Source organism: Streptomyces sp. DG2A-72, assembly GCF_030499575.1.
In the GTDB taxonomy this organism is placed as follows: Bacteria; Actinomycetota; Actinomycetes; order Streptomycetales; family Streptomycetaceae; genus Streptomyces.
In genome coordinates, this window is sequence record NZ_JASTLC010000001.1 from 745,619 (window position 1) to 759,272 (window position 13,654).

Here is a 13,654-nt window from a genome sequence, read left to right on the forward strand (position 1 = left end):
CTCCGGGCGACGGAAGGGTGCTGTCAAGCCCGGGTGAAAGAAGAATTTCAGGGGCGTGAGGGCTGAAAGACCTCACACCCCGGGTATGTCAGCTGTTCAGCACGCCTGTCCCGAGCAGACCGAACAGCAGCAGGCCCACGACGATGCGGTAGATGACGAAGGAGTTGAACGAGTGCTTGGCGACGAACTTCAGCAGCCAGGCGATCGAGGCGTAGGCCACGACAAAGGAGACCAGGGTGCCGACGACCAGCGGAGCCGCGCCGGCGCCCGTGCCGAGGGCGTCCTTCAGCTCGTAGATTCCGGCACCGGTCAGGGCGGGGATGCCGAGGAAGAACGACAGGCGGGTGGCGGCCACCCGGTCGAGGTCGAGCATCAGCGCGGTGGACATGGTGGCGCCGGAGCGCGAGAAGCCGGGGAAGAGCAGGGCGAGGATCTGCGAGCTCCCGACGAGCATCGCATCCTTGAAGGACGTGTCGTCCTCGCCTCGCTTGTGCCGCCCCATCTGGTCCGCCGCCCACATCACGCCACTGCCGACGATCAGTGAACCCGCGACCACCCAGAGGGAGGCCAGCGGTCCCTGGATGAGGGGCTTGGCGGCGAGGCCCACCGCCACGATCGGGATGGTCGCGACGATCACCCACCAGGCGAACTTGTAGTCGTGGTGGTAGCGCTCTTCGCGGTCGGCGAGGCCCCGGAACCAGGCGGTCATGATCCGCACGATGTCCTTGAAGAAGTACACGAGCACGGCCGCGATCGCGCCGACCTGGATGACGGCCGAGAACCCGACGACGGCGTCATCGTCCACGGGGATGCCCATCAGCCCCTCGGCGATCTTCAGATGGCCGGTCGAGGAGACGGGCAGAAACTCGGTCACCCCCTCGATGGCTCCGAGGACGACGGCCTGACCGACGTTGATGGCGCTCATGGGATCCACTTCTGGCGAGGTGACCGACAGTGCGGTGACCAGTCTTACCGCGCGCGAGTGTGGTCCCGCGCGTCACACTCACACCGTCTGGGCGATCCACACCCCGGCGAAAGCCGCGCCCAGCCCGACCACCACACTCCCGGCGGCATTGGCGGCGGCGTAGAGCCCCGCCCCGGTCTCGGTCAGCCGCAGCGTCTCGTACGAGAAGGTCGAGTACGTGGTGAGGGCCCCGCACAGACCGGTGCCGAGCAGCAGCTGAACGTGGGAACTCGCGGCTCCGGTCACCAGGCCGAGGGTCAGACACCCGGCGATGTTCACCACGAAGGTGCCCCAGGGGAACACCGAGTCGTGCCGGGACTGCACAGCGCGGTCCGTGAGGTAGCGGAGCGGGGCGCCGACCATGGCACCCACGACGACCAGCAGCCAGTTCACAACGCCTTCTTACCTTTCGTGTCCGATTCGCCCGATCCGGGGTCGCGGCCGACGTACCGGATGACTTCGCAGTCGTCGAGGATGACCAGTCCCTCGGTGACGAGTTCGTCCAGCTGCGGCAGAAAGGCGCGGACGCGCTCCTCGGTGTCCACGATCACGATCGCGACGGGCAGGTCCTCGCTCAGGGACAGCAGCCGTGAGGTGTGGATCAGGGAGGATGCACCGAAGCCCTCGATGCCCCGGAAGACACTGGCCCCCGCGAGGCCCGCCGCATGCGCCCGGTGCACGATCTCCGTGTAGAGGGGCTTGTGGCGCCAGGTGTCGTTCTCGCCGATGAAGACGGTCACACGCAGTGCCCTGCCGGTCGGCCTCATCATGGCTGCCTCCGTCTCAGAACGCGCCGGGTCGCCCTGGCGGCGAGCCACACCGCGGCGAGTGCGGCGAGCAGGGTGGCGGCGAGATAGGCCAGACCGGTGCCGGGACGACCCGCGTCCACCAGCTTCTGGATGTCCACGGCGTATGTCGAGAAGGTGGTGAAGCCGCCGAGCACGCCGGTGCCGAAGAAGGGGCGCACCAGGCGGTGGGCGGCCCACACGTCGGTGATGACCACCATGAACACTCCGATCACGGCGCAGCCGATCACATTGGTCCAGAAGGTTGCCCAGGGGAATCCGCCCGGCTGCGTCGGCCACCACAGGGCGGCGGCATACCGGGCGACTGCGCCGATGCCCCCGCCGAGCGCGACCACGGCGACGACGGGTGCCTGACCGTGCCGGCCGGCCCGCCGCGACGCATGGAGAGGGGTGGTCTCGGGGGCTGCCATGTCGTACGTCTCCTACTCGCCGGAACCCGGGCATGCGGTCGTCGCAAGTAGGGACCGTTGGCGGCATCTGTGCCGCGGTTCGGGTACGGCGGGCCCCACCGCCGGTGCCGCGAGGAGTCACCGCGGCCGGGGACCAGGGTAACTCCATCGGTTCGCGCGGGTCACTTCGTGACCGGTGCCTCACACACGGCCACGCCCCGCTCCCACAGGCTGCCGAGGATCAGGTGGCCGTCAATCTCGCAGACGCTGGTGACCATACGGAAGCGGGAGCGGCGGCGGGTGAGGTGGTGCAGGACGGTGCCCTCGTCGTCGAGCGCCAGGACGCCGGCCCACGCCGTCGGGCGGTAGGGGGCGCGCACGGCGAGGTGTGCGGCGGTGCGGCGCACGGTGGGGGTGGCGCGGTGGAGCAGGTCAAGCGGGGGGACACGCGGTCCGGCCAGGGACACCCACATCGGTCCGTCCGGTCCGGCGCGCCAGAGGTTGTCGGGCATGCCGGGGAGGTTCTCGGCGAAGGGTTCGGAGTGACCCGCCTTCGGCCCGGTGAGCCAGTAGCGCGTGAGGCGGTACGCGCCCGTCTCCGCGACGACCAGGAAGGACTCGTCGCCGCTCGCGGCCAGCCCGTTGGCGAACTGGAGGCCTTCCAGGAGCACGTCGGGCGTGTCCGAGCCCGGTGCCAGTCGCAGGAGGCGGCCCGTTCCGGTGTGCTCGACGAGATCGCCGATCCACTGTTCCAAGGGGTAGCGGCGGCTGGAGACGGTGAAGCAGACGCCGCCGTCGGACAGGGCGATCACATTGCTGCAGAACCGCAGCCGCTCCCCCGCCACCGAGTCGACGAGGATACGGACGATCCCGTCGGCGAGGCCGACGCGCAGCAGCCCGTGCACGGCGTCGCACACCAACAGGGCGTCGTCCGGGAGGAGTTCGAGGCCGAGCGGCCGGCCTCCGGTCTCCGCGATGACCTCGACGCGCGCGGCGAACGGCTCCGTCAGACGATCGATGCGCAGGATACGGCCGTCCTCGACGCCGGTCAGCACCCGGCCGCGGGCATCGGCCACCACGTCCTCGGGGCCACGGCCGCCGATCGCGACGTAGTGCCGGGGGACGAGAACGGTGGGCCGGTCCATGCGTTCGTGCCCTTCGCGGTCGGGGGGTGTACGCCGCTACCAGCCCTTCTCGAACATCCGCGCCACTTCGGCGATCCGCACCTCGTCGCGCCGGTAGTAGGTGCGCAGCCGGATCCTCTTGGTGCGCAGCAGGCCGATGGCGGTGAGCAGGCCGAGGTGGGTTTCCGCGACCGAGCGGGACACCCCGAGTTTCGCGGCGACGGAGGCCGCGGTGACTCCGTCCTCGACGGGGTCACCGTGCCGCTGCGCCGGGAAGTGCCCGGCCGGATCCTTGAGCCACTCCAGGATGTCCAGCCGCCGTTCACTGACGGGAGTCCTCAACATCGCGCCCCCTCCGTCCTGGCCTCCTGCGACCGCGTGTTCCCACTCTTCCGCAGACCAGACCACCCCGTCCGGAACTTCGCCACGTTTGTCCGATATCGAACGCCCATGCGCTCCACACGCAGTCGCGCCGACACAGGCGGTCACCTTGCAGTTGCCGTTGGTCAGCCCCGACAGGTACTGGTACGTCTCCACCTTGTAGGCGGCGGACGAGTAGTGGCTCATCCGATTCGAACCCGGTGTTGGTCAGGGTGCTCGCCGCCTGGGCGGTCTGCGCGGGCAGGGCGCTGAGCGCGAGGCCCCGCCGCGAGCGGCAGCAGCAGGACTCTCAGGGTGCGTCTGGGATGGGACATCGTCGTCCCTCGTCCCTTCGACGTGCATGGGGATGCGGGCGCCCCCTCGCCGAGGAAGTGAGGGGTCCCCCTCCGCCCGCGGCTCGTGGCACGCACGGGCGGAGGGGAGTCGGCTCAGCCGTCGAGTCGTACGACCCGCACGGCTCCCGCGGGCACCGCGAGGCGGCCCGCGGCGCGTTCGCCCGTCAGCAGCTCGGTGCCGTGTGCCTCCAGCGGCACCTTCACGTCGGACGGGCTGTGGTTGATGGCGAACAGGAAGGTGCCCGACTCGCCGGTGCGGCGCACCACTTCGACGTCGTGCGGCAGGTCGGCGCGCGGCGCGATCCGGGCATCCTCGGTGGCCCAGCCGAGCAGGGCGTCCAGGCCGTGCGCGTCGAGGCGGGTCGACACGTACCAGGCGGTGCCCTCGCCGAGGCCGTGCCGGGTGACGGCCGGGTGGCCGGCGGTGAGGCCGTCGGCGTACGTCCACACGGTCTCGGCGTCGCCCGGCACCACGAACTCGGTCCATACGTCGCCGGTGAGTTCGGAGCCGTCCGGGCCGGTGATGCGCACCGTGTCGCCCTGCAGGAGCGGCGAGAACTCCTCGACGGTCAGGCCGAGGACGTCCCTGAGCGGGCCCGGGTAGGCGCCCTCGTGCACGGCGTCGTGCTCGTCGACGATGCCGGAGAAGTACGACACGACGAGGGTGCCGCCGTTCTCGACGTACGCGCGCACATTGGTCCCGGCGGCCTCCGTCATCAGGTACAGGGCGGGGACGACGACAAGGGGATACCTCGACAAGTCGGCTTCCGGGTGGGCGAAGTCGACCGTGAGGTGGCGGTCGTACAGGGCCTCGTAGAAGGAGTCGGCGCGTTCGCGCGCGTCGTGGTCCTCGGTGGGGCGCCACTGGAGGTTCTGCGCCCACCAGGAGTGCCAGTCCCACAGGACGGCGACGTCGGCCTGGGTGCGGGTGCCGCGCAGTGGGCTCAACGAGTCGATGGAGGCGCCGAGTTCGACGACCTCGCGCCAGACACGGGTCTCGGTGCCGCCGTGCGGGAGCATCGCCGAGTGGAACTTCTCGGCGCCGCGCCGGGACTGCCGCCACTGGAAGAACAGGGCGCCGTCGGAGCCGCGCGCGACGTGAGCGAGAGAGTTGCGAGCCATTTGGCCGGGGGCCTTGGCGGGGTTGCGGGGCTGCCAGTTGATGCCCGATGTGGAGTGCTCCAGGAGCAGCCAGGGGGAGCCGGACGCGACGGAGCGGGTGAGGTCGGCGGCCATCGCCAGGTTGACGTGGGTGCGGCGGCCGTCGGTGATCAGATAGTGGTCGTTGGTGACGATGTCGACCTCACGGCCCCAGGCCCAGTAGTCGACGGAGTCGCACTGGCTGAGCGCGGTCATGAAGTTGGTCGTGACCGGGACGCCGGGTGTCAGTCGGTGCAGGATGTCCCGCTCCGTCACGAAGTTCTCGCGCATGGTGGCGTCGGCGAACCGCTTGTAGTCCAGCGCCTGGGCCGGATTGCCGACCGTCGGGGTGACGCGCGGCGGGTTGATCTGCTCGAAGTCGGCGTACCGCTGTCCCCAGAACGCGGTGCCCCACAACTCGTTGACCGCGTCGACGGTGCCGTACGTCGTCGCCAGCCAGCGGCGGAAGTGCGCGGCGCAGGAGTCGCAGTAGCAGGCCGAGACCGGGACGCCGTACTCGTTGTGCACGTGCCACATCGCCAGGGCCGGGTGGCCGGCGTACCGCTCGGCCAGCTTCGTGGTGATGTTCGCGGCGGCCTCGCGGTAGTCGGCGTTGCTGTGACAGATGGCGCCGCGCGAGCCGAACTCGTAGCGGATGCCGTCGGCGGCCACGGGCAACGCCTCGGGATGCTTGCGGTAGAACCAGACGGGCGGTACGACGGTGGGGGTGCCCAGATCGACGCGAATGCCGTTCTCGTGGAGCAGGTCCAGCAGCCGGTCGAGCCAGCCGAAGTCGTACACACCGGGTGAGGGCTCGAGCAGGGCCCAGGAGAAGATTCCGACGCTCACCATCGTGACGCCGGCCTCGCGCATCAGCCGGACGTCCTCATGCCAGACGCTCTCCGGCCACTGCTCGGGGTTGTAGTCACCACCGAAGGCGAGCCCGGTGAGGCCCGTGGGGGTGGTCTCCGGCATGGATCTCTCCCATTTGGTTGAACGTTTTGGGAACGTACACACACCGCGCCGATCGACGCGAGGCCCAACATTCCCGCACTGCACCAACCATTGACAAGGGCCATGGATGTTTCTCTACTGTGAACGCTCACAGCTCCCAGCACCTCACAGCTCCCAGCACACCGCGCACGGCCGGTCTGCTGATCCAACGCCTTCAGGCCCTTGTCACGGGAGAACACCCATGCAGTTCACGATGCGCCGCCGCTTCGTGGCCACGTCGCTCGCCGTTGCCCTCGGTGCCGCCACGCTCGCCGCCTGCAGCTCCGACTCCGAGAACAAGGACTCGGCCGACTCCGGGCGGGTCTCCCTGACCTACTGGGCCTGGGCCCCGGGTACGGACAAGGCCGCCGAGATCTGGAACAAGAAGAACCCCGACATCCAGGTCACGGTGAGGGAACAGGCCTCCGGCGACGACCTGGTCACCAAGGTCATCACGGCGGCCAAGGCCAACAAGACCCCTGACCTGGTGCAGGCCGAGTACCAGGCGATACCCACCCTGGTCAGCAACGACGTCCTCGCCGACATCGCGGACGAGGTGAAGGACGCCGAGGACAAGTTCGCCCCCGGCATCTGGCAGCAGGTCACACTCGGCACCGACAGCGCCTTCGCGGTCCCCCAGGACTCCGGGCCGCTGATGTTCTACTACCGCGAGGACCTCTTCAAGAAGTACGGCCTGACCGTCCCCGCCACCTGGGACGAGTTCGCGGAGACCGCCCGCAAGCTGAAGAAGGAGGACCCCTCCAAGGCGCTCACCACCTTCTCCTCCAACGACTCGGGTCTCTTCGCGGGCCTCGCCCAGCAGGCCGGTGCGAAGTGGTGGACCGCCGAGGGCCAGAAGTGGAAGGTCGCCATCGACGACGCGGCCACCAAGAAGGTCGCCGACTTCTGGGGCGGACTGGTCGAGGAGGGCGCCATCGACAACCAGCCCATGTACACCCCGGCCTGGAACAAGGCGCTCAACACCGGCAAGCAGATCGCCTGGGTCAGTGCGGTCTGGGCCCCCGGCACGCTGACCACCGGTGCCCCGGACACCGCGGGCAAGTGGGCGATGGCCCCGCTGCCGCAGTGGAGCAAGGGTGAGAACGCCACCGGCAGCTGGGGCGGCTCCTCCACCGGAGTCACCACCAACTCGAAGCACAAGGAGGCCGCGGCCAAGTTCGCCACCTGGCTGAACACGGACCAGGAGGCCATCGCCGCCATGGCGGAGGACGGCAGCATCTACCCGGCCGCCACGGCCGCCCAAACCAGTGACGCGCTGTCCAAGGCCCCGGACTTCTTCTCCAACCAGCCGGACTTCTACGCCAAGGCCGCCGAGATCACGAAGACCACGGCACCCTCCGCCTGGGGCCCCAACGTCAACGTCGCGTACACGACCTTCAAGGACGCCTTCGGCAAGGCCGCCAAGGCCAAGAGCAAGGACAGTTTCACGTCCGCGCTGACCGCCATGCAGGACGACACCGTCGCCGACATGAAGAAGCAGGGCTTCGAGGTCGCCGAGTGATGTCCGGCACCACCGAGAACACCGGCAAGGTGGCGCACGGCTCCGGCCGTGCGCCCCGCACCCGCGCCACCGGTGGAGGCGTACGGCGCGCCCCGTACGTCTTCCTCCTCCCCGCCGTCGTCCTGTTCCTGCTGTTCTTCGTCCTGCCCATCGGCTACGCGCTCTACCTCAGCGTCCGCAAGGTCGAGGTCAAGGGTCTGGGCCTGGGCTCCGGGGCCCGCAGCGAGGTGTGGGCGGGGCTGTCCAACTACACCGCCGCCCTCTCCGACTCCGAGCTCATCGACGGCGCCCTGCGCGTCCTCGGGTACGGCGCGATCGTCGTCCCCGTCATGCTGGGCCTGGCGCTGCTCTTCGCGCTGATGCTGGACGCCGACCGGGTGCGGCTCACCACGTTCACCCGGCTCGCGATCTTCCTGCCGTACGCCCTCCCGGGGGTGATCGCGGCGCTGCTGTGGGGGTTCCTCTACCTGCCGAGCGTCAGCCCGTTCTACTTCCTGCTCGACAAGGCGGGCCTGCCCCAGCCGGACCTGCTGGACGGCGGACCGCTGTTCATCGCGCTGTCGAACATCGCGATCTGGGGCGGCACCGGATTCAACATGATCGTCATCTACACCGCGCTGAGGTCCATCCCGGCCGAGGTGTACGAGGCGGCGAAGCTGGACGGCTGCTCCCAGGTGCAGATCGCGTTGCGGATCAAGATCCCGATGGTGACACCCTCCCTGGTGCTCACCTTCTTCTTCTCGATCATCGCGACGCTGCAGGTGTTCTCCGAGCCGACCACCCTCAAGCCGCTGACCAACTCCGTCTCCACCACCTGGAGTCCGCTGATGAAGGTGTACCAGGACGCCTTCGGCAACAACGACATCCACTCGGCCGCCGCCCAGGCCGTGATCATCGCCGTCGCCACCCTCGTCCTGTCCTTCGGATTCCTGCGCGTCGCGAACGCCCGCTCCAAGCAGGAGGAAGCCCGATGAGCACTCTTGCCGTCCGGAAGGCCGCCCCGGCGGCCGATACCTCGCCGGGCACCCAGAGGCCGCCGCTGCGCCGCCGTATCGCCGTCGTTCCCACCCTCGTCCTGCTGCTCGGGGCCATGTACTGCCTGCTGCCGGTCACCTGGGTGATCATGGCCGCCACCAAGTCGGGCACGGAGCTGTTCTCCACCTTCACCCTGCTGCCGGGCACGGGCCTCGCCGACAACCTCGCGGATCTGAACGCCTACCGCGACGGCGTCTACTGGCAGTGGATGGGCAACTCGGCCCTCTACGCGGGGCTGGGCGCGCTGCTGTCGACCGCGGTCTCCGCCGTCTCCGGCTACGCCCTCGCCGTCTACCGCTTCCGCGGCCGTGAGACCGTCTTCAACATCATGCTCGCGGGCGTGCTGATGCCGCCGGTCGTCCTCGCCATCCCGCAGTACCTGCTGCTCGCCAAGACCGGCCTGACGGACTCCTACGTCTCCGTGCTACTGCCACTGATCCTCTCCCCGTACGGGGTCTACCTGGGTCGTATCTACGCGACCGCGGCCGTACCCGCCGACATGGTGGAGGCGGGGCGCGTCGACGGGGCCGGAGAGTGGCGAATCTTCGCGCGGATCGGGCTGCCGATGATGGTGCCCGGACTGGTGACGATCTTCCTGTTCCAGTTCGTGGCGATCTGGAACAACTTCCTGCTGCCGTACATCATGCTGAGCGACGACGAGAAGTTCCCCATGACCCTCGGGCTGTTCACGCTGCTCGCCCAAGGCCACAGCGAGCCCACGCGCTACACCCTGGTGATCACGGGCTCGCTGCTCGCGATCATCCCCCTCATCGCCTTGTTCCTGGTCATCCAGCGGTTCTGGAACCTCGACCTGCTGTCCGGAGCCGTAAAGTCATGACCATGAGCAACACCGGGGGTCGGCGCAAGCCGCCGACCATTCACGACGTGGCGCGCGTGGCGGGAGTCTCCCGGGGCACCGTGTCTCGCGTGCTCAACGGCGGCCACTACGTCAGCCCGGCGGCGCAGGAATCTGTCAACGCCGCGATCCGCAAGACAGGTTACGTCGTCAACCGGCACGCCCGTTCGCTGATCACGGGGCGTTCGGACTCGATCGGCTTTCTGCTGACGGAGCCGCAGGAGAAGCTCTTCGAGGACCCCAACTTCAATGTTCTGCTGCGGTGTTGCACCCAGGCGCTGGCCTCGCACGACATTCCGCTGCTGCTGATGCTGGCAGGGACGGAGGCCGAGCGGCGCCGGATCACGCGGTACATCACGGCCGGTCACGTCGACGGGGTGCTGGTGGTGTCCAGCCACTCCGCCGACCCGGTCGCCGAGCAACTGCACGAGGCGGGGGTGCCCCTCGTGCAGTGCGGCAAGCCCATGGGGCGCGGCTCCAAGGTGAGCTACGTGGCGGCGGACGACCGGGACGGCGCCCGCGACATGATGCGCCACCTGCTGTCGCTGGGCCGCCGCCGTATCGGCGTGGTGAACGGCCCGATGGACACCCCGGGCGGTGTCGATCGCCTCGCCGGCTACAAGGAGGTGCTCACGGAAGCGGGCCTGGAGATCGACGAGCGGCTCATCGTCTCCGGCGACTGGGGCCGGGCAAGCGGCGAGGCGGGCGCCGAGCGGCTGCTGGCGCAGGCCCCGGACATGGACGCCGTGTTCGTGGCCTCCGACCTGATGGCGCAGGGCGCCCTGACGGCACTGCGCCGAGCGGGCCGCAGGGTCCCCGAGGACGTGTCCGTGGGCGGCTTCGACGACTCCACGGCCGCGACGGAGTCCACCCCCGCCCTCACCACGATCCGCCAGCCCTACGACCGCATCAGCAGCGAGATGGTGCGCGTGCTGCTGGCCCAGATCGGGGGCGAGGACCCGGCGGCGGTGATCCTGCCGACGGAGCTGGTGAAGCGGGAGTCCACGTAACGGCGCAGCGGAGCAACCGGTCAGGATCCAAGAAGCCACCCGCCGCCCCCCGCCCTAGCGTGAAATCAGCGCCGCAACCCCTCGGCGCGAACCCGGCGCGAGTCGTCGGGTCACGCTTCACCAAGGAGTCCGCCATGACCGCCGGTGTCAACACGATCATCTACCCCGTCAAGGACATCACCCGGGCCAAAGCCCTGTTCAGCGCCCTGCTGGAGGTGGAGCCGTACGCCGACGAGCCCTACTACGTCGGCTTCAAGGCCGCCGGCCAGGACGTCGGCCTCGACCCGAACGGGCACGCCAAGGGCATGACCGGACCGGTGCCGTACTGGACCGTGACCGACATCCGGGCCCGTCTCGCGGCCCTGCTGGACGCCGGTGCGGAGCTGCTCCAGGACGTCAAGGACGTCGGCGGCGGGCGGCTCATCGCCTTCGTGAAGGACGCGGACGGGAACCTGGTCGGGCTCCTTCAGGATCCTGCCTGAGCCGTCTTCGAGTGCCGTTCACGTGTTCATGCATGTGCATTAACATTGGGTGCATGGCAGTCGACACGGCCGAGGCCCGGCTCGAGGAACGCTGGCGGGACATCCTGTCGGTACACGCACGCACGATGTGCGAGATCGACCGGGTGCTGCACCCGCACGGGCTGGGGGCGAGCGATTTCGAGGTCCTCGACATCCTCGCCTCCGCCTCGCCCGACGAGGGCGACCAGTGCCGGGTGCAGAACCTCGTCGGCCGGGTCCATCTCAGCCAGAGCGCACTGTCCCGGCTCATCGGCCGGTTGGAGAAGGACGGCCTGGTGGAGCGCTCGATGTGCGTGGAGGACCGGCGCGGCGTCTGGGTCGCCCTGACCGGCAAGGGCCGCGACCTGCACGCGGAGGTGCTGCCGTTGCAGCGGGCGGTGCTGGGCCGGATGCTGGGCGGCTGAGGCACGGGCCGGTGCGTGCGGCCGACCCCCACGCGGGGGGGATGTCGCCGATGGCGTACGTGAGCGCGGTGCGGCTGCAGCGTGTCCATGGTCAGCTGCGTGCCCAAGCGCTCTGCTCGAAGTGCCGCGATGGGCCGTCGTGGGTCCGCGTGCTTGAACCGCAGCCCCCCGAGGAAGCCTGCGGCACCATCGTGGCTGGTCGCGCCCGCGCGGCGGAGCCGCATATTGACACAGCCCCGCGCCCCTTCAAGGCGCTGCGGCTGCTCCCCCTCCGATACGCAGTGGCCGGCCCCGCCCCACTCACCCGCGCGGGCGGGCCAGCAGGGTGCGTACTCCCTCCGAGGTGAGCGTCAGCGGATGCCGGGAGGCCCCGTCGATGGTGAGGGCCAGATCGTCGGTGGGCCACTGTGCGGCGAGGGCGCCCAGCGGCACCAGCCGGTAGCGGGAGACGAACGGCAGCAGCCCGGCCAGCTCCGGTTCCGAGGTGAACACGGGCACGGTCGGTTCGCCTCCCGGGTGCTCGATGACCGGCAGCGCCACGGCGCCGGGATCGGTGGCGTCCTCGTCGCTGACGTCGTCGGGCACGGGCACGAGCACCTCGCTGCTCGCGAGCGCGTCCAGCGCCGCCGTGTCCTCGGTGTTCTGGGCCAGCACGTCCAGCGCGCGCTGGGCCGCGGTGGCGGGGGTGTGCGGTGTCTCCATGGCAGATTCCCTGGTAGCGGCGGTCGTACGTGCCTGTTCGGAAGAGATGCGGGCCCTGCTCGCGTACCCCATCCGGAGCAGCGCATTCATCCGGGATCAGGGGATCAGCGGGATGTGGTCCGAAGGCAGGCCGAGGCGGTCGCAGCCGACCCGGCGGTACAGCGGCTCGGCCATGCTCGGGCCCACATGTGTCCAGTACGTGGCCGCGTCCCGGAAGTAGCGCTGCATCCGCTCGCCGTCGCGGGCGTGCCGGGAGCCGGCCGTGCGGAAGAGGATGCCCTGGAGCACGTCCCAGACCATGCGTCCGGCGTTCAGGAACATCAGCGCGAGCCGGTTGTCCTCGGCCACGGTGAAAGGGGCCTCGCCGGTGGCGTTGCGACGGCAGGTCTCCATCCAGTCCTCGGCCGTGCGCCGCAGCGCCGCCTCGGCCGTGTGGACGACGCCGAGCGCCTCGCCCAAGTGCCGCTGGTAGTCGTGGAGTTCGGACCGGGTGCGGTCGGGTTCCAGGGCGAGGGCACGGGCGGCGAGGATCCGGGCGTACTCGTCGGCGGCGGCGTACGCGGTGCCGACCATGATGGCGGCCAGCTCTCCGTGGAAGAAGCTCGGCGCGCGCCCGGCGTACATGGGGTTGCCGTGCAGGCGTGATCCTGTGCTGCCGCCCTCCACCGGCAGGTCGAGCAGGCTCGCCTCGATCGTGCAGTACGCGGGGATGCGGGCCTGTTACATGTGGATGCTGTTGGATCCGCTGCCGCGCAGGCCGAGCACGCCGTACCAGTCGTCCAGGACCGTCCACACCGAGCGCGGGGCGACGAACAGCACCGGCGGTCCCGGCGGGTCGCCGGGCTTCTCGGGGGCGCGCAGGGTCTGGCCGACGTAGTGCGTGGAGTAGGGCGCGCCTGAGGAGTACGGCCAGGTGCCGTCGAGGACGATCCGGCCGTCGCCGTCGGGCTGTGCGACCCCGATGGGCAGGACCGTGGAGGCCGCCCGGAAGTCGCCGTCGGTGCCGAAGATCTCGTCCTGCGCCTTCTCCTCGAAGACCGAGGCAACCTGGAGGACGTGTGCGGCGGTGAGGGACAGGGCCCAGCCGGTGGAGGGGCAGCCGCGGGCGATCTCGGTGACCACGCGGTAGAACACGGGCAGGGCGAACTCGTAGCCGCCGTACCGCCGCGGCTGGAGGATCCGGTAGAAGCCGGCCCGCAGGAAGTCGTCGTGGGTGTCCTTGGGGTAGTGCGTCAACCGTTCGGTCTCCGGCTGGCGTTCGAGCAGCGCGGGCCGGAGCGCTGCGGCCCGTTCGATGATGTCGCGTTCGGTCAGTCCGGGTTCGGGAGCGACGATCACGGTGCCTCCTGAGGTGTGGGGCCTGTCCGTTCGTGACGCGATATGAGCGATTGAACACGGCAAGTGGTCCGGGGTACCGACCGGATACCGCCAACTAGGTGCGCGTGGGGGGAATCCGGGGTGGTGCGGGGGCA

The 13,654-nt window shown here is 69.7% G+C and carries 16 protein-coding genes and 1 pseudogene; 6 read left to right on the plus strand and 11 right to left on the minus strand.

Features of this window, described 5'->3' with window-relative positions:
- Positions 1 to 88: 88 nt before the first annotated feature.
- From QQY66_RS03885 to QQY66_RS03920, 8 genes and pseudogenes are all read right to left on the minus strand, one after another.
- A complete protein-coding gene (locus QQY66_RS03885; RefSeq protein ID WP_301977600.1) occupies positions 89 to 925 on the minus strand; it encodes an undecaprenyl-diphosphate phosphatase in 837 nt (278 codons plus the stop codon).
- 78 nt (positions 926 to 1,003) lie between these two features.
- Positions 1,004 to 1,357, minus strand: coding sequence for a fluoride efflux transporter CrcB (gene crcB, locus QQY66_RS03890; protein ID WP_301977601.1), 354 nt, complete (start codon positions 1,355 to 1,357; stop codon positions 1,004 to 1,006).
- Positions 1,354 to 1,734 (minus strand): DUF190 domain-containing protein, encoded by a 381-nt coding sequence (locus QQY66_RS03895; protein WP_301977602.1) that lies wholly within the window; start codon positions 1,732 to 1,734, stop codon positions 1,354 to 1,356. The genes crcB (QQY66_RS03890) and QQY66_RS03895 overlap by 4 nt, the downstream gene beginning before the upstream one ends.
- On the minus strand, positions 1,731 to 2,180 hold the full coding sequence (gene crcB, locus QQY66_RS03900) for a fluoride efflux transporter CrcB (RefSeq protein ID WP_301977603.1): 450 nt from the start codon (positions 2,178 to 2,180) through the stop codon (positions 1,731 to 1,733). The genes QQY66_RS03895 and crcB (QQY66_RS03900) overlap by 4 nt, the downstream gene beginning before the upstream one ends.
- A gap of 161 nt (positions 2,181 to 2,341) precedes the next feature.
- Complete coding sequence (locus QQY66_RS03905) at positions 2,342 to 3,304, minus strand: SMP-30/gluconolactonase/LRE family protein (RefSeq protein ID WP_301977604.1); 963 nt, start codon at positions 3,302 to 3,304, stop codon at positions 2,342 to 2,344.
- A 36-nt stretch (positions 3,305 to 3,340) separates the two neighbouring features.
- A complete protein-coding gene (locus QQY66_RS03910) occupies positions 3,341 to 3,628 on the minus strand; it encodes a helix-turn-helix domain-containing protein (protein WP_301987156.1) in 288 nt (95 codons plus the stop codon).
- A 129-nt stretch (positions 3,629 to 3,757) separates the two neighbouring features.
- Positions 3,758 to 3,978: pseudogene (locus QQY66_RS03915) on the minus strand (arabinogalactan endo-1,4-beta-galactosidase); the annotation flags it as partial.
- Positions 3,979 to 4,092: 114 nt separating this feature from the next.
- On the minus strand, positions 4,093 to 6,114 hold the full coding sequence (locus tag QQY66_RS03920) for a beta-galactosidase (protein WP_301977605.1): 2,022 nt from the start codon (positions 6,112 to 6,114) through the stop codon (positions 4,093 to 4,095).
- A gap of 220 nt (positions 6,115 to 6,334) precedes the next feature.
- Between QQY66_RS03920 and QQY66_RS03925 the strand changes: the two genes are divergently transcribed.
- From QQY66_RS03925 to QQY66_RS03950, 6 genes are all read left to right on the plus strand, one after another.
- Complete coding sequence (locus QQY66_RS03925) at positions 6,335 to 7,654, plus strand: ABC transporter substrate-binding protein (protein ID WP_301977606.1); 1,320 nt, start codon at positions 6,335 to 6,337, stop codon at positions 7,652 to 7,654.
- Positions 7,654 to 8,628, plus strand: coding sequence for a carbohydrate ABC transporter permease (locus QQY66_RS03930; RefSeq protein WP_301977607.1), 975 nt, complete (start codon positions 7,654 to 7,656; stop codon positions 8,626 to 8,628). Before QQY66_RS03925 ends, QQY66_RS03930 begins: the two co-directional genes overlap by 1 nt.
- On the plus strand, positions 8,625 to 9,527 hold the full coding sequence (locus QQY66_RS03935; protein WP_301977608.1) for a carbohydrate ABC transporter permease: 903 nt from the start codon (positions 8,625 to 8,627) through the stop codon (positions 9,525 to 9,527). The genes QQY66_RS03930 and QQY66_RS03935 overlap by 4 nt, the downstream gene beginning before the upstream one ends.
- The gene (locus QQY66_RS03940; protein WP_301977609.1) at positions 9,524 to 10,555 is read left to right on the plus strand and encodes a LacI family DNA-binding transcriptional regulator; all 1,032 of its coding nucleotides are present in this window, start codon (positions 9,524 to 9,526) and stop codon (positions 10,553 to 10,555) included. The genes QQY66_RS03935 and QQY66_RS03940 overlap by 4 nt, the downstream gene beginning before the upstream one ends.
- A gap of 134 nt (positions 10,556 to 10,689) precedes the next feature.
- The gene (locus QQY66_RS03945) at positions 10,690 to 11,037 is read left to right on the plus strand and encodes a VOC family protein (protein ID WP_301977610.1); all 348 of its coding nucleotides are present in this window, start codon (positions 10,690 to 10,692) and stop codon (positions 11,035 to 11,037) included.
- A gap of 53 nt (positions 11,038 to 11,090) precedes the next feature.
- Complete coding sequence (locus QQY66_RS03950; protein ID WP_301977611.1) at positions 11,091 to 11,480, plus strand: MarR family winged helix-turn-helix transcriptional regulator; 390 nt, start codon at positions 11,091 to 11,093, stop codon at positions 11,478 to 11,480.
- A 300-nt stretch (positions 11,481 to 11,780) separates the two neighbouring features.
- Here the strand turns inward: QQY66_RS03950 and QQY66_RS03955 are convergent, their stop codons facing one another.
- From QQY66_RS03955 to QQY66_RS03965, 3 genes are all read right to left on the minus strand, one after another.
- Positions 11,781 to 12,182 carry an SseB family protein gene (locus QQY66_RS03955; protein ID WP_301977612.1) on the minus strand — a complete coding sequence of 134 codons (402 nt, stop codon included), beginning with the start codon at positions 12,180 to 12,182 and terminating at the stop codon, positions 11,781 to 11,783.
- A 96-nt stretch (positions 12,183 to 12,278) separates the two neighbouring features.
- On the minus strand, positions 12,279 to 12,806 hold the full coding sequence (locus QQY66_RS03960; protein WP_301977613.1) for a hypothetical protein: 528 nt from the start codon (positions 12,804 to 12,806) through the stop codon (positions 12,279 to 12,281).
- A 96-nt stretch (positions 12,807 to 12,902) separates the two neighbouring features.
- A complete protein-coding gene (locus QQY66_RS03965; RefSeq protein WP_301977614.1) occupies positions 12,903 to 13,520 on the minus strand; it encodes an acyl-CoA dehydrogenase family protein in 618 nt (205 codons plus the stop codon).
- Positions 13,521 to 13,654: the final 134 nt, after the last annotated feature.